Annotated in this window: 12 protein-coding genes and 1 pseudogene; 6 read left to right on the top strand and 7 right to left on the bottom strand. The window is 62.5% G+C overall.

The window, feature by feature from the left end; translation table 11 throughout:
• Positions 1 to 116 precede the first annotated feature (116 nt).
• The 4 genes and pseudogenes from MNQ99_RS18620 to MNQ99_RS18635 all read left to right on the top strand — a co-directional run bounded on the left by MNQ99_RS18620 (position 117) and on the right by MNQ99_RS18635 (position 5,255).
• A complete protein-coding gene (locus MNQ99_RS18620; protein WP_241915581.1) occupies positions 117 to 1,424 on the top strand; it encodes a Rieske 2Fe-2S domain-containing protein in 1,308 nt (435 codons plus the stop codon).
• Positions 1,425 to 1,576: 152 nt separating this feature from the next.
• Positions 1,577 to 3,529, top strand: coding sequence for an alpha-ketoacid dehydrogenase subunit alpha/beta (locus MNQ99_RS18625; protein WP_241915582.1), 1,953 nt, complete (start codon positions 1,577 to 1,579; stop codon positions 3,527 to 3,529).
• Between the two features lie 780 nt (positions 3,530 to 4,309).
• A pseudogene (locus MNQ99_RS18630) lies at positions 4,310 to 4,650 on the top strand (Asp/Glu racemase); the annotation flags it as partial.
• Positions 4,651 to 4,787: 137 nt separating this feature from the next.
• Complete coding sequence (locus MNQ99_RS18635; protein WP_241915440.1) at positions 4,788 to 5,255, top strand: hypothetical protein; 468 nt, start codon at positions 4,788 to 4,790, stop codon at positions 5,253 to 5,255.
• A gap of 1,031 nt (positions 5,256 to 6,286) precedes the next feature.
• Here the strand turns inward: MNQ99_RS18635 and MNQ99_RS18640 are convergent.
• The 3 genes from MNQ99_RS18640 to MNQ99_RS18650 are packed head-to-tail and all read right to left on the bottom strand — an operon-like array spanning position 6,287 to position 7,460.
• Positions 6,287 to 6,589 carry a hypothetical protein gene (locus tag MNQ99_RS18640; RefSeq protein WP_241915441.1) on the bottom strand — a complete coding sequence of 101 codons (303 nt, stop codon included), beginning with the start codon at positions 6,587 to 6,589 and terminating at the stop codon, positions 6,287 to 6,289.
• Positions 6,568 to 7,047, bottom strand: a complete 480-nt coding sequence (locus tag MNQ99_RS18645) for a hypothetical protein (RefSeq protein ID WP_241915442.1) — start codon at positions 7,045 to 7,047, stop codon at positions 6,568 to 6,570. The genes MNQ99_RS18640 and MNQ99_RS18645 overlap by 22 nt, the downstream gene beginning before the upstream one ends.
• Before the next feature lie 32 nt (positions 7,048 to 7,079).
• Positions 7,080 to 7,460, bottom strand: coding sequence for a hypothetical protein (locus MNQ99_RS18650; protein WP_241915443.1), 381 nt, complete (start codon positions 7,458 to 7,460; stop codon positions 7,080 to 7,082).
• 744 nt (positions 7,461 to 8,204) lie between these two features.
• Here MNQ99_RS18650 and MNQ99_RS18655 point away from each other — a divergent pair.
• Together MNQ99_RS18655 and MNQ99_RS18660 are read left to right on the top strand one after the other, a co-directional pair.
• Complete coding sequence (locus MNQ99_RS18655) at positions 8,205 to 8,438, top strand: DUF1016 N-terminal domain-containing protein (RefSeq protein WP_241915444.1); 234 nt, start codon at positions 8,205 to 8,207, stop codon at positions 8,436 to 8,438.
• Positions 8,435 to 9,064: a hypothetical protein gene (locus MNQ99_RS18660; protein WP_241915445.1), complete on the top strand. Its 630-nt coding sequence runs from the start codon at positions 8,435 to 8,437 to the stop codon at positions 9,062 to 9,064. Before MNQ99_RS18655 ends, MNQ99_RS18660 begins: the two co-directional genes overlap by 4 nt.
• Positions 9,065 to 9,436: 372 nt before the next feature.
• Here MNQ99_RS18660 and MNQ99_RS18665 read toward each other — a convergent pair whose 3' ends face one another.
• From MNQ99_RS18665 to MNQ99_RS18680, 4 genes are all read right to left on the bottom strand, one after another.
• Positions 9,437 to 10,030: a transposase gene (locus MNQ99_RS18665; RefSeq protein ID WP_241915446.1), complete on the bottom strand. Its 594-nt coding sequence runs from the start codon at positions 10,028 to 10,030 to the stop codon at positions 9,437 to 9,439.
• A 226-nt stretch (positions 10,031 to 10,256) separates the two neighbouring features.
• Entirely contained in the window at positions 10,257 to 10,967 is a 711-nt protein-coding gene (locus tag MNQ99_RS18670; protein ID WP_241915447.1) for an ABC transporter ATP-binding protein, read from the bottom strand.
• On the bottom strand, positions 10,964 to 12,751 hold the full coding sequence (locus tag MNQ99_RS18675) for a branched-chain amino acid ABC transporter ATP-binding protein/permease (protein ID WP_241915448.1): 1,788 nt from the start codon (positions 12,749 to 12,751) through the stop codon (positions 10,964 to 10,966). The genes MNQ99_RS18670 and MNQ99_RS18675 overlap by 4 nt, the downstream gene beginning before the upstream one ends.
• On the bottom strand, positions 12,738 to 13,598 hold the full coding sequence (locus MNQ99_RS18680; protein ID WP_241915449.1) for a branched-chain amino acid ABC transporter permease: 861 nt from the start codon (positions 13,596 to 13,598) through the stop codon (positions 12,738 to 12,740). Before MNQ99_RS18680 ends, MNQ99_RS18675 begins: the two co-directional genes overlap by 14 nt.
• Positions 13,599 to 13,637: the final 39 nt, after the last annotated feature.

Below are 13,637 nucleotides of genomic sequence, written 5' to 3' on the forward strand. Positions count from 1 at the left end.
CCACCAAGTGCGGCGGTAGGGCGTCTTAGGACGTAGGCACGGAACTGTCAGTTCTTCATAGTTTTGAAAGGTGATCATATATGTTTACGCAGGAAGATTCGCATAGGCTAACGAAGGTGGGTCCGTCCACTCCGATGGGCAAGCTGATGCGCAACTACTGGCTGCCGGCGTGTCTGTCGGAGGAGCTGCCCGAACCTGGTTGCGATCCGATTGAGGTGACATTGCTGGGTGAGGAGCTCGTCGCCTTTCGTAACGAAGACGGCGAAGTGGGCCTCATGGATCGATACTGCCCGCACCGTCGCGCAAACCTCGCCTGGGCCCGGCCTGAGGGCTGCGGACTCAGATGCATCTACCACGGCTGGTACATCGGCGCTGACGGTCAGGTGATTGAGACGCCACCGGAATCCCCGAACAGTCAGCGAGCCCGGACAGCAAAGACGACGTCCTACCCCACGCGCGAGCACGCAGGCATCGTCTGGGCCTACCTGGGCGCCACTAAGGGGAATGAGGTCCCCGACATGCCGCCCTTCCCCTTCATGGACCTGCCCGACGATCGGATCGTGAGCTTCAAGCTCGTACAGCCCAACAACTGGGTCCGTGTCCTAGATGCGGAGATGGACGCAGGGCATGCCGGATACCTTCACTACTCCGAAGATCTGCACAAGTCCGAGCTTGAGAAGCACTACGACGGGCACAAGTTCCTCTTCGACCCGGTGCCATCAGTATGGGTCAAGAGGTACCCGTGGGGCTTGGAGAACGTCATGCGCTTCGGGCTGGAGGACCCGGACCGGTCGACGTTCTGGGTAAGACACTTCATCGCTCCCTGCTTCGGCATCTCTGGACAGAAAGACGGGGCACGAGGCCGCGTCGTGGCCAAGATCCCCAATGACAATAACTCCACCACCGTCTACTACATCTACTTCCGAGCCGATGCAGCCATGTCCCGTGAGGAAGTCATCGCCCATGACAAGTACCTCTTGGCCACGTCGGGCGACCCGAACAACGACTACTACAGCACCGAGTGGATCGACGGCGTCGGCTACGTCCAGAACCGACAGTCGATGCGAGACGGCAAGTCGTATAGCGGAATCCGCGGAGTGGCAATCCAGGACCACGCGGTCACCTGGAGCATGGGCGAAGAAGTCGACCTCTCCAAGGAGCACCTGGGAACTGAAGACGAGATCGTCATCAAGGTCCGACGCACACTCCTGGACCTGCTCGACATCATCGACGCCGGCGAAAAGCTCCCGTCCGTGGACTGGAGCAAGGTCCAGTACCGCTGGGTCGTCAAACCCACAGACACGCCACTTGCCGACATCTCAGCCCATCCAGAATGGGCCACCACCCCCGAGCCCGTCCCCGCCGACTGGCAACCCGCACAAGCCGCTTGGCAGCCAATCTTCACCAATAGCAGCAGCAAATAGAGCTGCACGACCTAGACCGACCGATCGACCTAGGCGCCGCTCTGGCGCCATGTTCAGATCACTGGTCAATTGTCAGCCGAGCGAGTTTTCGGCAGTGATTAGGAGTGGTAATGCGTAATACACAGCTCACCGTAGAGAGAGCATACCGAAATATGGCATTTATCCGCCGTATGGAGGAGCGTGTGCTCGAGTTGTCGGTCGAAGGAGTTATATCGGGTTCAGTTCATCTGTGCCTTGGTCAAGAGGCGATACCGGTCGGAACTATGGCGGCGCTACGGGATGACGATCGGGTGATGGCGACATACCGGGGGCATGGTTGGGCACTGGCCTGCGGCTCCGATCCGACAGAATTACTCGCGGAGATTGCCCAACGTGCCGGTGGCACGAATGGCGGTCGAGCCGGCTCGCCGATGCTCAGCGACCCAGAAATCGGCTTCTTCGGCGAGAACTCGATCGTGGGTGCCGGCGTCCCCATAGCGGCGGGCGTGGCCCTTGCCGCGAAGCGCCAGGCAACCGATCGGGTGGTCGTCACCTCGTTCGGGGAGGGGGCGATGAACCAGGGCGCGACGACTGAAGGCATGAACTTCGCGGCGGTGAACCGACTTCCCGTGATCTTCGTGTGTGAGAACAACTCGTGGGCGGAGATGACGAAGTTCTCGGACACGACCCTGGGAGACGACCTCGTCGCGCGAGTCGAGGCTCTCGGGATCGTGGGGCGAGAGGTCGATGGCTGTGACCCGTTCGCCGTGGAGAGCGCCGTGGCCGAGGCTGCGCAGCTGTGCCGTGACGGCGAGGGGCCCGTCTTCCTCAATTGCCGGACCACCAGACTCAAGGGGCACTACAACCTGGACATCGAGCACTATCGTCCCAACGATGACAAGCTTGCGGCCGCTGCGGCGGATCCGATTCCCCGGCTTCGCAGGACAGCCTCTGATGAGGGTCTGTTGTCTGAGGAAGAGTTTGCTGAGATCGACGCCCAGATCGTGGCGGAGATCGATGCGGCGACTGCTCGTGTTCGTGAGATGCCGTTGCCCGATCCAGCGACCGTCTATGACGACCTCTATGGCGATCCGCCACCGTTGGCTGGCAGTGATGAGGATGCAGATTTTCGCGAGCTCACGTATCAGCGCGCGGCGAATCTTGCCCTCAAGACCGAACTCACGGATCGGCCAGAAGTCGTGCTGTACGGCGAGGATGTCGGTTTCCCAGGTGGGATATTCGGTGTCTCTCGAGGACTGCAGAAGGAATTCGGTCCCGAGCGGGTCTTCGATACCCCGATCTCCGAGAGCGCGATCCTGGGTTCTGCGGTGGGTGCTGCCATGGAAGGCATGCGTCCCGTCGTCGAGATCATGTGGGCCGACTTCTTCTTCGTGGCCCTGGACCAGGTGGTGAACCACGCGACGAACGTTCGTTACATCAACCGCTCCAAGCTGGCTGCACCTCTGACGATACGTACGCAGCAAGGTGTGACGCCAGGCTCGAGCGCTCAGCACTCCCAGTCGATCGAGGCACTCTTCGCTCATCTTCCCGGGGTCAAGGTCGGTTTGGCGTCGACACCTCAAGATGCCTATGACATGTTGCGCGCTTCCATTGCCGATCCAGACCCGACGATCCTCATCGAGGCGCGAGAACTGTATCAGCAGAAGGCACCGGTCAAGACGGGAGGTGTTGTCCAGCGGGCTGAAGGGGGTCGCGTTCATCGGGAGGGTACGGACGTCGCCATCATCACCTGGGGCGCCACTCTCGAACGTGTGCTGGAGGCGTCGGACCAGCTGGAAGCCGAAGGTATTGCTGCAACGGTTCTGGACCTGAGGTGGCTGCGGCCACTCGATGATGCGGCGATTGCTCAGGTCGTTCGGGACTGTGGTGGCCGGGTGCTTGTAGTACACGAGGCGACCCAAACAGCTGGATTCGGCGCAGAGGTTGCTGCCCGGATTTCAGAGAAACACTTCAACTTGCTCGCCTCTCCCGTGTCCCGTCTGGCGACAGCGGATGTCCGGATGCCGTCTGCGCCCAACTTGCAGGAGGCGGTCCTACCGACTGCCGAGAAGATCGTCTCGCAGGTCCGTGATCTGGTGAACGTCTCTTCCGTCATCGCGCGATAAGTAGCTGTCGAGGGAGGACGGGGACGGTGCTGACCGCACGGAACGTCGGCTCAGATATCCGCCTGCGGGCTGAAACGCCTCCAGCATCGACCCCTCTCCCTCGTCCCGGTGATCTGCTGAAGGCCGCCGCCGTCGCCGGACCATCGATCGCACGCCATCATCTCCGGCTTCGGGACACCGTCTACCGGGGGAGGCAGTAATGAAATTCTCATTTTCGAACCAGGATGGCGACCGTTGGAGCTGCAGGCATTCTCCTAAGCGTAACGCTCAGTGCGGACAGACTGCTAAGCCGCCGGAACAGATTTCGACAGTCGATTTATGCAAGTCGTTGCGACCGCTCAGCAACTGGGAGTCCCGTGGGGTTGTGCAGCTTCGATATCCGAAGTGTCTTCCAGGGCTATTCAGGGCGCCCAGCTCCTAGCGACGGGGGCCGACTAAAGTATTCTCATGAGTGCGCTTTCAGCACACGTGCAAAGCACCGGATTAGCTGAGTCCCCGTCGGTTGGCGCGTTGGGGTGACCCCCGTTCCTCGATCAGGCTGTCTTTGAAGGGGGTTCGCGGCCGGTGTCCGTTGCGCATGCAGAACGCCTCCTCGTTTGCCATCATGGCTTCCTGAACGGGGCGCACAGATGTTTCCGGGGCTCCGGGGATCCGATTGAGACCGTGCTACGGTTCGTCGCTCAGATCCCCGGACTACTTCCAATCTGCATCATGTCGCCGGTTGGCCTCCAACAGGGCCGCATCGCGGGTGATCGAACCGCCCAATTCTCAAGGAGGGACATGAACAATTACCATGTCGGACTGATCGTGCCCAGTTCCAATACCACGATGGAGACTGAAATTCCGGCCATCCTGAAGGCCCGCAAACAGACGCACCCTGAGAGGTTCAGCTCTCTTTCCTCTCGAATGCGCATGAAGCGCGTGACACCGGAGGAACTGAGAGCGGTGGACATGGATTTGCGCTGCACGACAGAGTTGGCGGACGCACGGTGGATGTCGTGGCCTGCGCCTGCCGAGTCGCGATCATGGCCCAGGGACAGGGTTATCATCGGGATTCCCAAAAGAAACTGGCAGCTGTCGAGGAGGACGAATCGGGCAAGCGGATTCCGGTGGTCTCCTCCACGGTTCTGGACGCGGTGCAGCAGAATTTCGACATTCCCGTCATTTCTGCCGCATCGGCATCGGTATGGCGCATCCGGAACGACCTGGGGCTCGAGGCAGTGGCGCCGCGGGCGGGTGCTTTGCTTGGAGGTGGATAATGTCCGGAGCTGATGTTTTGATGGAGCCGACGGCACTTGTGGCAATTAACCTCGGGACCCCATTGTTTCGCCAGCAGCGGGATGCCCTGCAGGAGTGGGCAAAGGCGACGGCCACCAACGTGAGCGAGTATCCGGATACCTTTGTCACTCGACAATGGCTCAGGGGCATCGCAAACAATGCGGCTGGTAGCTCCGAAACGAAACAACACGCCGATGGCGGCATGCCAGTGGTGGCGGTTATAGGCTACGAGCCGCAAGAGCTGTGGTCGCTGATCGTTCTATTGTCCCACCTAGAGTCCGGTGACGCGCAAGGAACGGAAGTCGTGCTAATCGCTGAAGGACCTGTTTGGGCGTTGCCCGTGCTAATAACCGACTTCCCCCGCCTGACAGTTGTACCGCCTGGTGCCAGTGGCCGTGAACCGTTTGTCGTCGCGCTTCAGCAAGCCCTCAGCCGGGTTTGCTGCTGATGTAGCTGGCAGGACGCCGCTCCTGCATCGCAACGCGTTCTTTCCGACGGCGGATCCAGTGGTAACAGATTTCGGGTCCTTTGCTCCAGTAGAAGGAGCGATTCGCAGTACGCAGGCTCGGCCCACGGAGTCGTAAGCGACGATCGAACTCCACTGCTTCGACCCAGTCTGGTTGGGCAACTGGCCGGCTACCATCGAACGCCACGCCACTGACTCGGCCGCCGCCTACGCCGTGGAACGGGAGTTCTCGCAGCTACTTCTACTCCCGTACTTTATAAGCCGATAACCTACCTTATGTAAAGTAATTGCCTCAGGCAACCGTGCAGACTGCACAAATCCCACGCCTCACTCGAGGGCTTCAGTTTCCAGCGCTGTGGCTATCGCTTCGAGCGAAGAAACGCTTCCCGGTCAGTCGCCTGGAAGGTCTGTCTCTGTGAGATCAACATGCTGTTCAAGCTTCGAAGTCGCATGAGCCGAATCCGAGGGCGGTGTTCCAGGGTGTTTCAGCCATGCATTAGATTCCGAGTCTCCATGCGCGACAATTTCGACAGCAACAGAGTCCCAACGATAGACGATGCTCCCTGCTGCTGGAATCTGGGACGTGATATAGAAAAGTCCGGGCCAAGCAAGGGCTCCGATAGGCGGCCCGTCCGGGTCAGGGTTCGCTAGCGTCACGCCGGCATCGCTTGCCACATCTCGGCCAACATGAAATGGCAAACCCACAACATCCGGGACCACAACCCTATCGGCGGATCTCTCGTTCATTATTAAAATTTGCTTCGGATACCTGTCCGCAGTAACGGGTGAGCGCCGCTGACAGGAGGTCCATCCGGAAAGGGCCATAAGTAAGAGCTGGCGTGATGCACGAATACCTACGACGTTGATCCGCCAGAAGGGCAGTAGGTGCCTTGGGCAACCCTGCAGACACTGTCTGCACAGTCTCCAACTGCACTGATCGGCGGCGGTGCCAGCGTTGCGGCAATCGCTTCACAGCAGGGAAATCACTGCCGGGGCTGCCTGCACGGCAAGTCCTAGCGCGCGCCCAGGATGGGCAGGTCGTAGAACTTGGCCATCGCGAAGAAGTCCGGATCCGGCCCGACGTTCTGTGAAGATAGCTGCTGCAGGTCGTTGCTGCCCGGCGGCAGGCCCTCATCGGTCCGACGGTCCCAGTAGGCCCAACAGCGGCCGGTCAGGGTCCGGGATGCAAACGCGATTCCCAGGGGCTCGCTCCCGTCATCCAGGCGCTGCTGGCGGATGACATGGGCAAGCAACGTGGTCAGGTCCCGGTCCAGTCCGGTCACCTCGGTGGCGGTCAGCATCTTGACCTCGCCCATGGCGCCGGCCGCAGCAGGCGCCAGGCCTCCAGGGCCCGGAGGGTGTCAGGGTGATCAATCTGCACCCACCAGCCATGCCTGGGGAGGCGGATCTCATAGATGGACCGGTCCATCTGCCAATCCACTGGGATGGCCCAGGGCACGTCGACGCCGTTGGCTGCCGCGTCAGCGGTGACAGCCTCGATGTACTCATCCAGCCGCATCCCGATGGACGCCGCCGTCCGAGCGATCCTTGCCCGGTGCATCCGGAAGCCGACCAGCACCTCCGCGTAGGCAGACCTGCGGGAGTCGGCCAGGCAGATCGTTGATCCAAGGGTGTCGTACCGGCCGCGGGAATCGCCCACGCCCGGGTCGCTGCCCACGGGCAGCGGCCCAACGTGGTCATTTTGGCGGACGGACAGCGCCCCATACCGGTCCTTGGCCACCCGGTAGGCGGTTTCGCCGGCAGTTTCGACCAATCGCAGCTGAGTGCTGGTGCAGGTGCGCTCCGTCACGCAGCGTGCAGGTCGTTCACGAAGGCGTCGGCGGCGCCCAGCACCTCGCGGGTGCGCTGCTGCTGGATGTACATGACCGGCAGGTCTTCATCCAGTCGAGGGTTGGAGCCCAACAACCATGCCAGGGCAACGCTCCGGCCCTCGGCCGATTCAAGGGTTTTCCATACGCGGTAGCCCAGCCGCAGTCTGGCCTCCACCTCGGGCCGCGGTTCCGGCCCGTCGGGCTGTGCCCACTTGTGCGGCGACGTCCGGTCTTTAACGCCGGCCATGGTTTGAACCACCGTGGTGCCGACGTTGGCGTTCAACTCCCGGACCAGATCGTGGATATTCATCCGGGTAGTGTCCCGGAAAATCTGGTTGCGTGTGGCTGATTCCATATCAGGATCGTGTCAGGAAAAATCCCCGCAGTCAACCAAAAAGCAACACAAAAGCAACGGCCGAGCCAATCGGCTCTGCCACGCGGCCCTTGGGCCCGGCCTCCATCACGTGTCATGCGCCCCCGCTCCCCCGGGTCGCGCAGGACACCGGCGGTGGCTAGGTGCGGCGGGCTCGCCTCGAAGCCAGCCAATAATCGACGCATGGCAGATGGTCACCTCAGACAACCGCCTAGTCGTGCCGTTCATGTTCTTGTCTTTGCTCAGCCTGGTGCCCGAAGGCAGGTTTCCCGACATCCGGGCATGCAACCATAAGCCCTGCCGGGACCGGATCGAGGCTCAGGCCCGTACGCCCGAACCGAGCAAATGAATATGAATATGTCCACAGGCTGTGGCGAAATTACTGGCCCTGCCCTCCTGCCGCACCGACGAGGATCGGACGGCGCGGCCCCCTGCGAGCCGCGGCCAATGCCAATTGTCCAGACAGTGTCTGGACAATTGGGGCCAGCGTGTCATTGGTGCACATTAGGGTGGAAGAGTGACCCAGATCGAGCCGGACCTGCCGAATGACTACGCGGCCGCGCTCACATCCCTCAAGGACTTGGTGTGACAGACACAGTTCAAGGCCCAGCGCGTAGTTAACAGTGCCATGATCGAGCTGTACTGGAGCATCGGACAGACGATCCTGGAACGGCAAGCGAACGAGCCCTAGGCAGCAAAGTCCTGGACAGGCTGGCACGTGACCTGTTGGCGGAGTTCCCGCACATGAAGGGATTCTCCCGCACGAACGTCTACAAAATGCGCGCCTTCGCGGCCGCATGGACCGGACCTGAACCAATTGTCCAGACACCGTCGGGACAATTGAGCTGGAGCCACAACGTCATCGGCCTCCGGAGAGCCGCCAGCAGGCCCCGCAGGAAGGGCGCTGCGCCCTACACTGGTGGCAGTAACCGGCACTCCACTGAAGCGGGGCAGCAATGATCATCGTCGAACCTGAGTACATGACGCTGTCCTATCAGCTGGAATACCAGGGCCTGCCCGACGACCGCCAGTTCCCGGAGACCTACCCGCTCACGTGGCAGATCGGCATCCGCGCCGAGGTCTCTCAGGACGACGAAGATGACGGCGACGAGCACACTATTGGCTCAGCCGTGGTTTACACCGTTCCGGACGCCGGACTGATCGATCTGTTCAACACCCTCGACGCCGTCGACCAGGAGCTGGCCTCATTCGGCGAGGTCTTAGGCATCATGCGCCCGGACCTGCTGGAAGAAGCCGGCATGAAGGACTTCGGCGGGGACCTGTTGATTCTGTCCAGCCTGGAGATCGGGCCCGACTACCGGGGACAAAGGCTCGGACACCATGTGCTGCGGGCCATGCTTGCGACCATCGGACGCAATGCCGGCCTGATTGCGTTGCGCGCTGCGCCGCTGCTTGAAGACGACGGACCGGATGAAGGGACGCCGGAGCATGAGACCGCCAAGGCGGATCTGCGCTCCTACTGGGAGTCCTTCGGCTTCATCCCCATCCTCAAGGGAGCCTTCGGCGATTACCTCGTCTATTTCACCCCGAGTGACGCCGACACGGACATGGACTTCTCTCTCTGACAGGGCCGTGAAGCCGAAGGCGCCGGCGTCAATTGTCCAAAGTTCTTTGGACAATTGATTGTGCGGCTCAAGCGTTCGTCTTTGGATAGTTCAAAGAACTTTGGACCTCTAGGGCAACGGCGTATATGGCGTCTGCAGGAATCCCGAAGGGAACCGCCAGAAACCGGATAGAGGGCCGGTCTCTGCCCCTCTACACAATGGGGAGACCGCCACGGAAGTCACCCCCCTTCGTTGGCCGGGCGGCCTATGGGAGGGGCCGCTCTTAGTCCGCTCCGCACCCATGGCTGCCCCTGGGCGGGTCTTTTTTGCCTTGGCTGCGCCTTTACCCGGGTCTTCGCGGTTCGTGGGGAACGGCCTGCTGTAGCTGAGTGTTCATGCTGCCGTCCGGGCCGCACTGGTCAAGAGGGTATGCGATCGGTAATTTCCTGTGTTGCGATAGCCGCTGCCGACGCGTTTTCTGGCTTTTATGCTGACATTGTTCGATTCGACCTTCGCTGTCGTCGCACCGGTGACAATGAGGACCTCGATCTCTTTCCACCAGCGGCAGACGGTGCGCCAGAGCCGGGTGGTTTCGGGCTGCCCGGCCCGCTCGACCAGCTGCTGCAGTTTGTCCTTGGCAGCCGTCGCATCGGCGAGGGAACCGGTCCGTAGCAGGAGGCGAAGTTGCTCTTTGACTTCCCACGCGGCCTGCAGCTTTCCGGTCGGATCGTCGACATCGAACACGGTCTGCAACCGGTTCCGTGCCCGGTCGGAGAGCTTCTCATCCGCCTTCAGCAACAGCATGCGGATGGCCCAGACCGGGTCTTTGGCCCGGCCGCGCCTGCCCTTCGTCTCCTGGGTCAGGCGTTGGCGTACCTCGGTGACCAAGTTGTTCCCGGGCATCGCCAGATGGAAGTGGTCGACGCTGACAGCGGTGCGGGGCAGCCACATCCGCAGCGCTTTGCGGAACGCGGCCGTGCCGAACACCCAGCCCTCCCACCCGCCTAGCACCTGTCACGGAGAGCGTCAGCGACTGCAGGCCACGCGACCGCTGGCGCTCTCCCGCACGAACCCCGGCGCTGAACTTCACGAACGGGTGGCGCTCCAAGCTTCAAAAACTCGTTTTCCCGGAAGAAGAAACAGCTAAAAACCGACACGGTTCAGAAGTGCGATCGGCGCAATGAATGACCATTCGCACAGAGCAGGCTCGGTCTCAGACCGCCCGGTCGCCACCCAAGTAGGCGCGGTGGAGCAGATCGGGGTCCGAGCGCAGTGCCTCAACGGTGCCCTGGTAATTGACCGTGCCGCTGGCCACCACGAGCGCTTCGTCCGCGATCCCGAGGGCAAGCTCGGTGAACTGCTCGACAAGCAGCACACCCGTGCCTGCCTCCGCGAGCTTCGAGACGATCGGCAGCAGCCGCATGAATACGACCGGCGCCAGGCCCAGTGACATCTCATCGATGAGCAGGAATTGCGGCTGCGCGGCGAACGCACGGGCAAGTACCACCATCTGCTGCTCGCCACCCGAGAGCAGTCCCGCTGCCGAGTCGATGCGCTTCTCCAGTTCGGGGAAGTGCGCGAGAGTTTCCTTCAGTTCCTGCGGGGTGCGGGCAGTCAGCGACAGGTTCTCGCGCACCGTCAACGAGGGAAACACTGCCCTGCCCTGTTCGATATGTGAGATGCCGGTCCGCGCCCGTTCGACACGGGTAAGCCGGTCGATCCGGGTTTCTCCCAGCATGATGCGGCCGGCGGAGTTCGGTGTGACTCCCGAGATTGACTCGATGAGGCTCGTCTTGCCGGCGCCGTTCGGGCCGACGAGCGCCACGATGCGACCGGGATGGAGCGCGAACCGCACCCCGGATATCACCGGGCCGGCCCCACGACTTACGGCGACATCTTCGAGGATGAGGGGGTTGGCGTTCATCGCAGTATCTCCGTATCTCCCATGTAGGCCTTCGTGACCACCGGGTCGGCGAGCACCTCAGATTGAGGGCCCGAGGCCAGCACCCGCCCGAAGTCGAGCACCGTCAATTGCGGGCAAACCGAGCGGACCAGGTCCAGGTCGTGCTCGATGATGATGATCGACAGCCCGTACCGTTCGGGGAGATCGCGCAGCCTGGAGGCGAGCGCCAAGTGCTCTTTGTGGGACAGGCCCGCAGCGGGCTCATCAAGCAGCAGCACGCGCGGCCGGGCGAGCACGTGCGCGGCCACCTCGATCAGGCGACGGGTTCCGACGTCGATATCGGAGATCCGTGCGCTGCCTGGCGGACAGTCGAAGTAGGCAAGCGTCTGCTCGATTTCTTCCCCGCCCAGGCGACGCCGGGCGACGTAGCGCACGAATGCCGAAACGGTTAGCGACGGCGGTACACGATCCTGCTGGAACGTGCGCCTCAGTCCGGCGCGGGCACGCCGCGCCGGGCTCATCCCGCTGAGATCGTCAGACCCGAGCATCACGCGGCCCTCGGACTGCGGCAGGAACCCGCTCACCGCATCGACAAAGGTCGATTTGCCCGCGCCGTTCGGTCCGATCAGCCCCATGATGGAGCGCGGGGGCAATGAGACGCTGACATCGTCAAGCGCCTTCAGCGACCCGAAGGTCACCGACAGCCCTTCGACCCGTAGTACCGCGTCGCCCGAGGCCGCTTCGGGTTCGACCGCAGCAAACAGTGGTTCCGCGGACAACGGGTCTCCCGCCGGAAGGGTGGCATGCTCTGTCCCGGCCTGTGCGATGACCGGCGACTTCCGGTCCCCCAGCTTCCACCACCACGAGCGGAGCGTCTGCCCAAGGTTGGTGCCGCTGGCCAGGGACTGCATGCCGAACAAGCCGAAGACGACGAACGCCCAGTCCTGCGGAATCCCCCAGCGCTTCAGCAGTTCGGGAACCAGCACCCAGAGGATGCCGCCGAGAATCGCCATATCGATGAGCTGTGTACCCATCATGACGGCAAGCACATAAATCGCCAGCGACTGCAGCGTGTTAAAGCTCGACGCAAAGGGAAGCTGCACCTGGCCGGCGAGAAGCCCGCCGGCGATGCCCGCGAGCGCCGCGCTCACTGCGAAGGCGGTGAGCTTGGCCGAGCGTACGCTCTCCCCTGCCGCTGCAGCGGCGCGCTCCGAGAATGCGACCGCCTTCCAGCTTGCGCCCCAGCGTCCCCGCTGGATGAAGTAGACGGCCAGGGCGCACAGGGTCAGCACGATAAGGCTGAGGAAGAAGAACGACGCATCACTGGCAAAAAGTGCCGGACGGGCGATGGGGATTCCACTCGTCGCGCCGGGAAACTGGATCTGCACGAGTGTCGCTTCGGCTGCTGCTGCGAAGCCGAGTGTGACGACTGCCAGGTTCACTCCGCGCAAGCGAAGTGCGGGCAGGCCGACCAGGATGCCCATGAGGCCAGCGCCTGCGGCGCCGGCGATCAGCCAGATGAGGAAACCACCCGGGGCGTCCAGCAGGTTCAGCAGGGAGACGATCCAGGCGCCCACCGCGGCGAAGGTTAGCTGGCAGAGCGCGATCATCCCGGCCGAACCCGTGACGATGCCCAGGCCCAGGATGGAGATCGAGGCGGTGACCGCCGAGATGCCGAGGAAGACGAAGTAGTTCGGCAGGGTAGCGCTGAGCACCCATGCGAGCACGATGGCGAGCGCCGCGACCAGAAAGGGAATGCCGAGGCGGAGGCGGGTGCGGGTGCGGGTAAGGCTAACGGGCGACATCCCAGACCTCTTTACGTTGTGTCCAGAGCAGTAGTACGACGATGAGCAAGAAGGGGAGGAAGTTGCGCACTAGGGCGACTTCCTCGACTTGGGCGACCAGGCCGCTGAGCATCCCGAGCACGATTCCTCCGATGACAGTGAGGGAGAGACGGCGGAAGCCGCCGAGCAGTGCCGCCGCTGTGGCGGGCACGATAAGCATTGACAGGCTGGTCGCATCGTTCGCCTGGCTGGGCGCAACGATGACGACGACGAGTGCGCTCACGAACCCGGTGACAAGCCAGACCGAGATCGACAATGGCCGCGAGCGGATGCCGAGCAGCTCGGCGGTTGTGGGCCGTTCAGAAAGGGCACGCAACTGCGTGCCGACCCGGGTGCGGCTGAGCAGCAGGTGTGCCGCCACCGCGATCACGATCGCCAGGAGCACTGTCACGACGGCGACCTGGCTGATCACCACGCCACCGACCGTGAACGCCGCCCCAGCGATGATCGGCGTGAACGGTTGCGGGCGGTTGCCGAAGAGAATGAACGACATCGAGATGAGCAGCAGCAGCGGCCCGATGGTCATGGCAGACCGTACTGTGGTGGTCGACTCCGACAACCAGGTTGCGGCGATCCATCCGATCGCCGCCGAGAGTGCTGCGCCAAACAAGACGCCGACGAGAGAGCCGACCCATACGGGCAGGTCGAGGTGGGTTACCAGCCACACGGCCGTGTAGGCGCCGAACATGGCGGTCGCCGCCTGCGCGAAGTTAACCACACGCACCAGTTTCGACATGAGCGTGAGGCATACCCCCAGCACGGCATATAGACCGCCGGCGGCGAGCCCGGCAAGAGCTCCTTGGATCATCCGATCCTCCTTTCAGTGAGGAGTGGCCCGGCAGCGCAC

This window comes from Arthrobacter sulfonylureivorans, assembly GCF_022637435.1.
GTDB classification, from domain to species: Bacteria; Actinomycetota; Actinomycetes; order Actinomycetales; family Micrococcaceae; genus Crystallibacter; species Crystallibacter sulfonylureivorans.

Excerpts from the sequence above, each read along its gene's own strand:
- MNQ99_RS18625 (WP_241915582.1), top strand. The coding sequence starts at position 1,577 with ATGGCATTTATCCGCCGTATGGAGGAGCGTGTGCTCGAGTTGTCGGTC.
- MNQ99_RS18635 (WP_241915440.1), top strand. The coding sequence starts at position 4,788 with ATGTCCGGAGCTGATGTTTTGATGGAGCCGACGGCACTTGTGGCAATT.
- MNQ99_RS18660 (WP_241915445.1), top strand. The coding sequence starts at position 8,435 with ATGATCATCGTCGAACCTGAGTACATGACGCTGTCCTATCAGCTGGAA.
- MNQ99_RS18640 (WP_241915441.1), bottom strand. The coding sequence starts at position 6,589 with ATGGGCGAGGTCAAGATGCTGACCGCCACCGAGGTGACCGGACTGGAC.
- MNQ99_RS18670 (WP_241915447.1), bottom strand. The coding sequence starts at position 10,967 with ATGAACGCCAACCCCCTCATCCTCGAAGATGTCGCCGTAAGTCGTGGG.
- MNQ99_RS18680 (WP_241915449.1), bottom strand. The coding sequence starts at position 13,598 with ATGATCCAAGGAGCTCTTGCCGGGCTCGCCGCCGGCGGTCTATATGCC.
- MNQ99_RS18650 (WP_241915443.1), bottom strand. The coding sequence starts at position 7,460 with ATGGAATCAGCCACACGCAACCAGATTTTCCGGGACACTACCCGGATG.
- MNQ99_RS18675 (WP_241915448.1), bottom strand. The coding sequence starts at position 12,751 with ATGTCGCCCGTTAGCCTTACCCGCACCCGCACCCGCCTCCGCCTCGGC.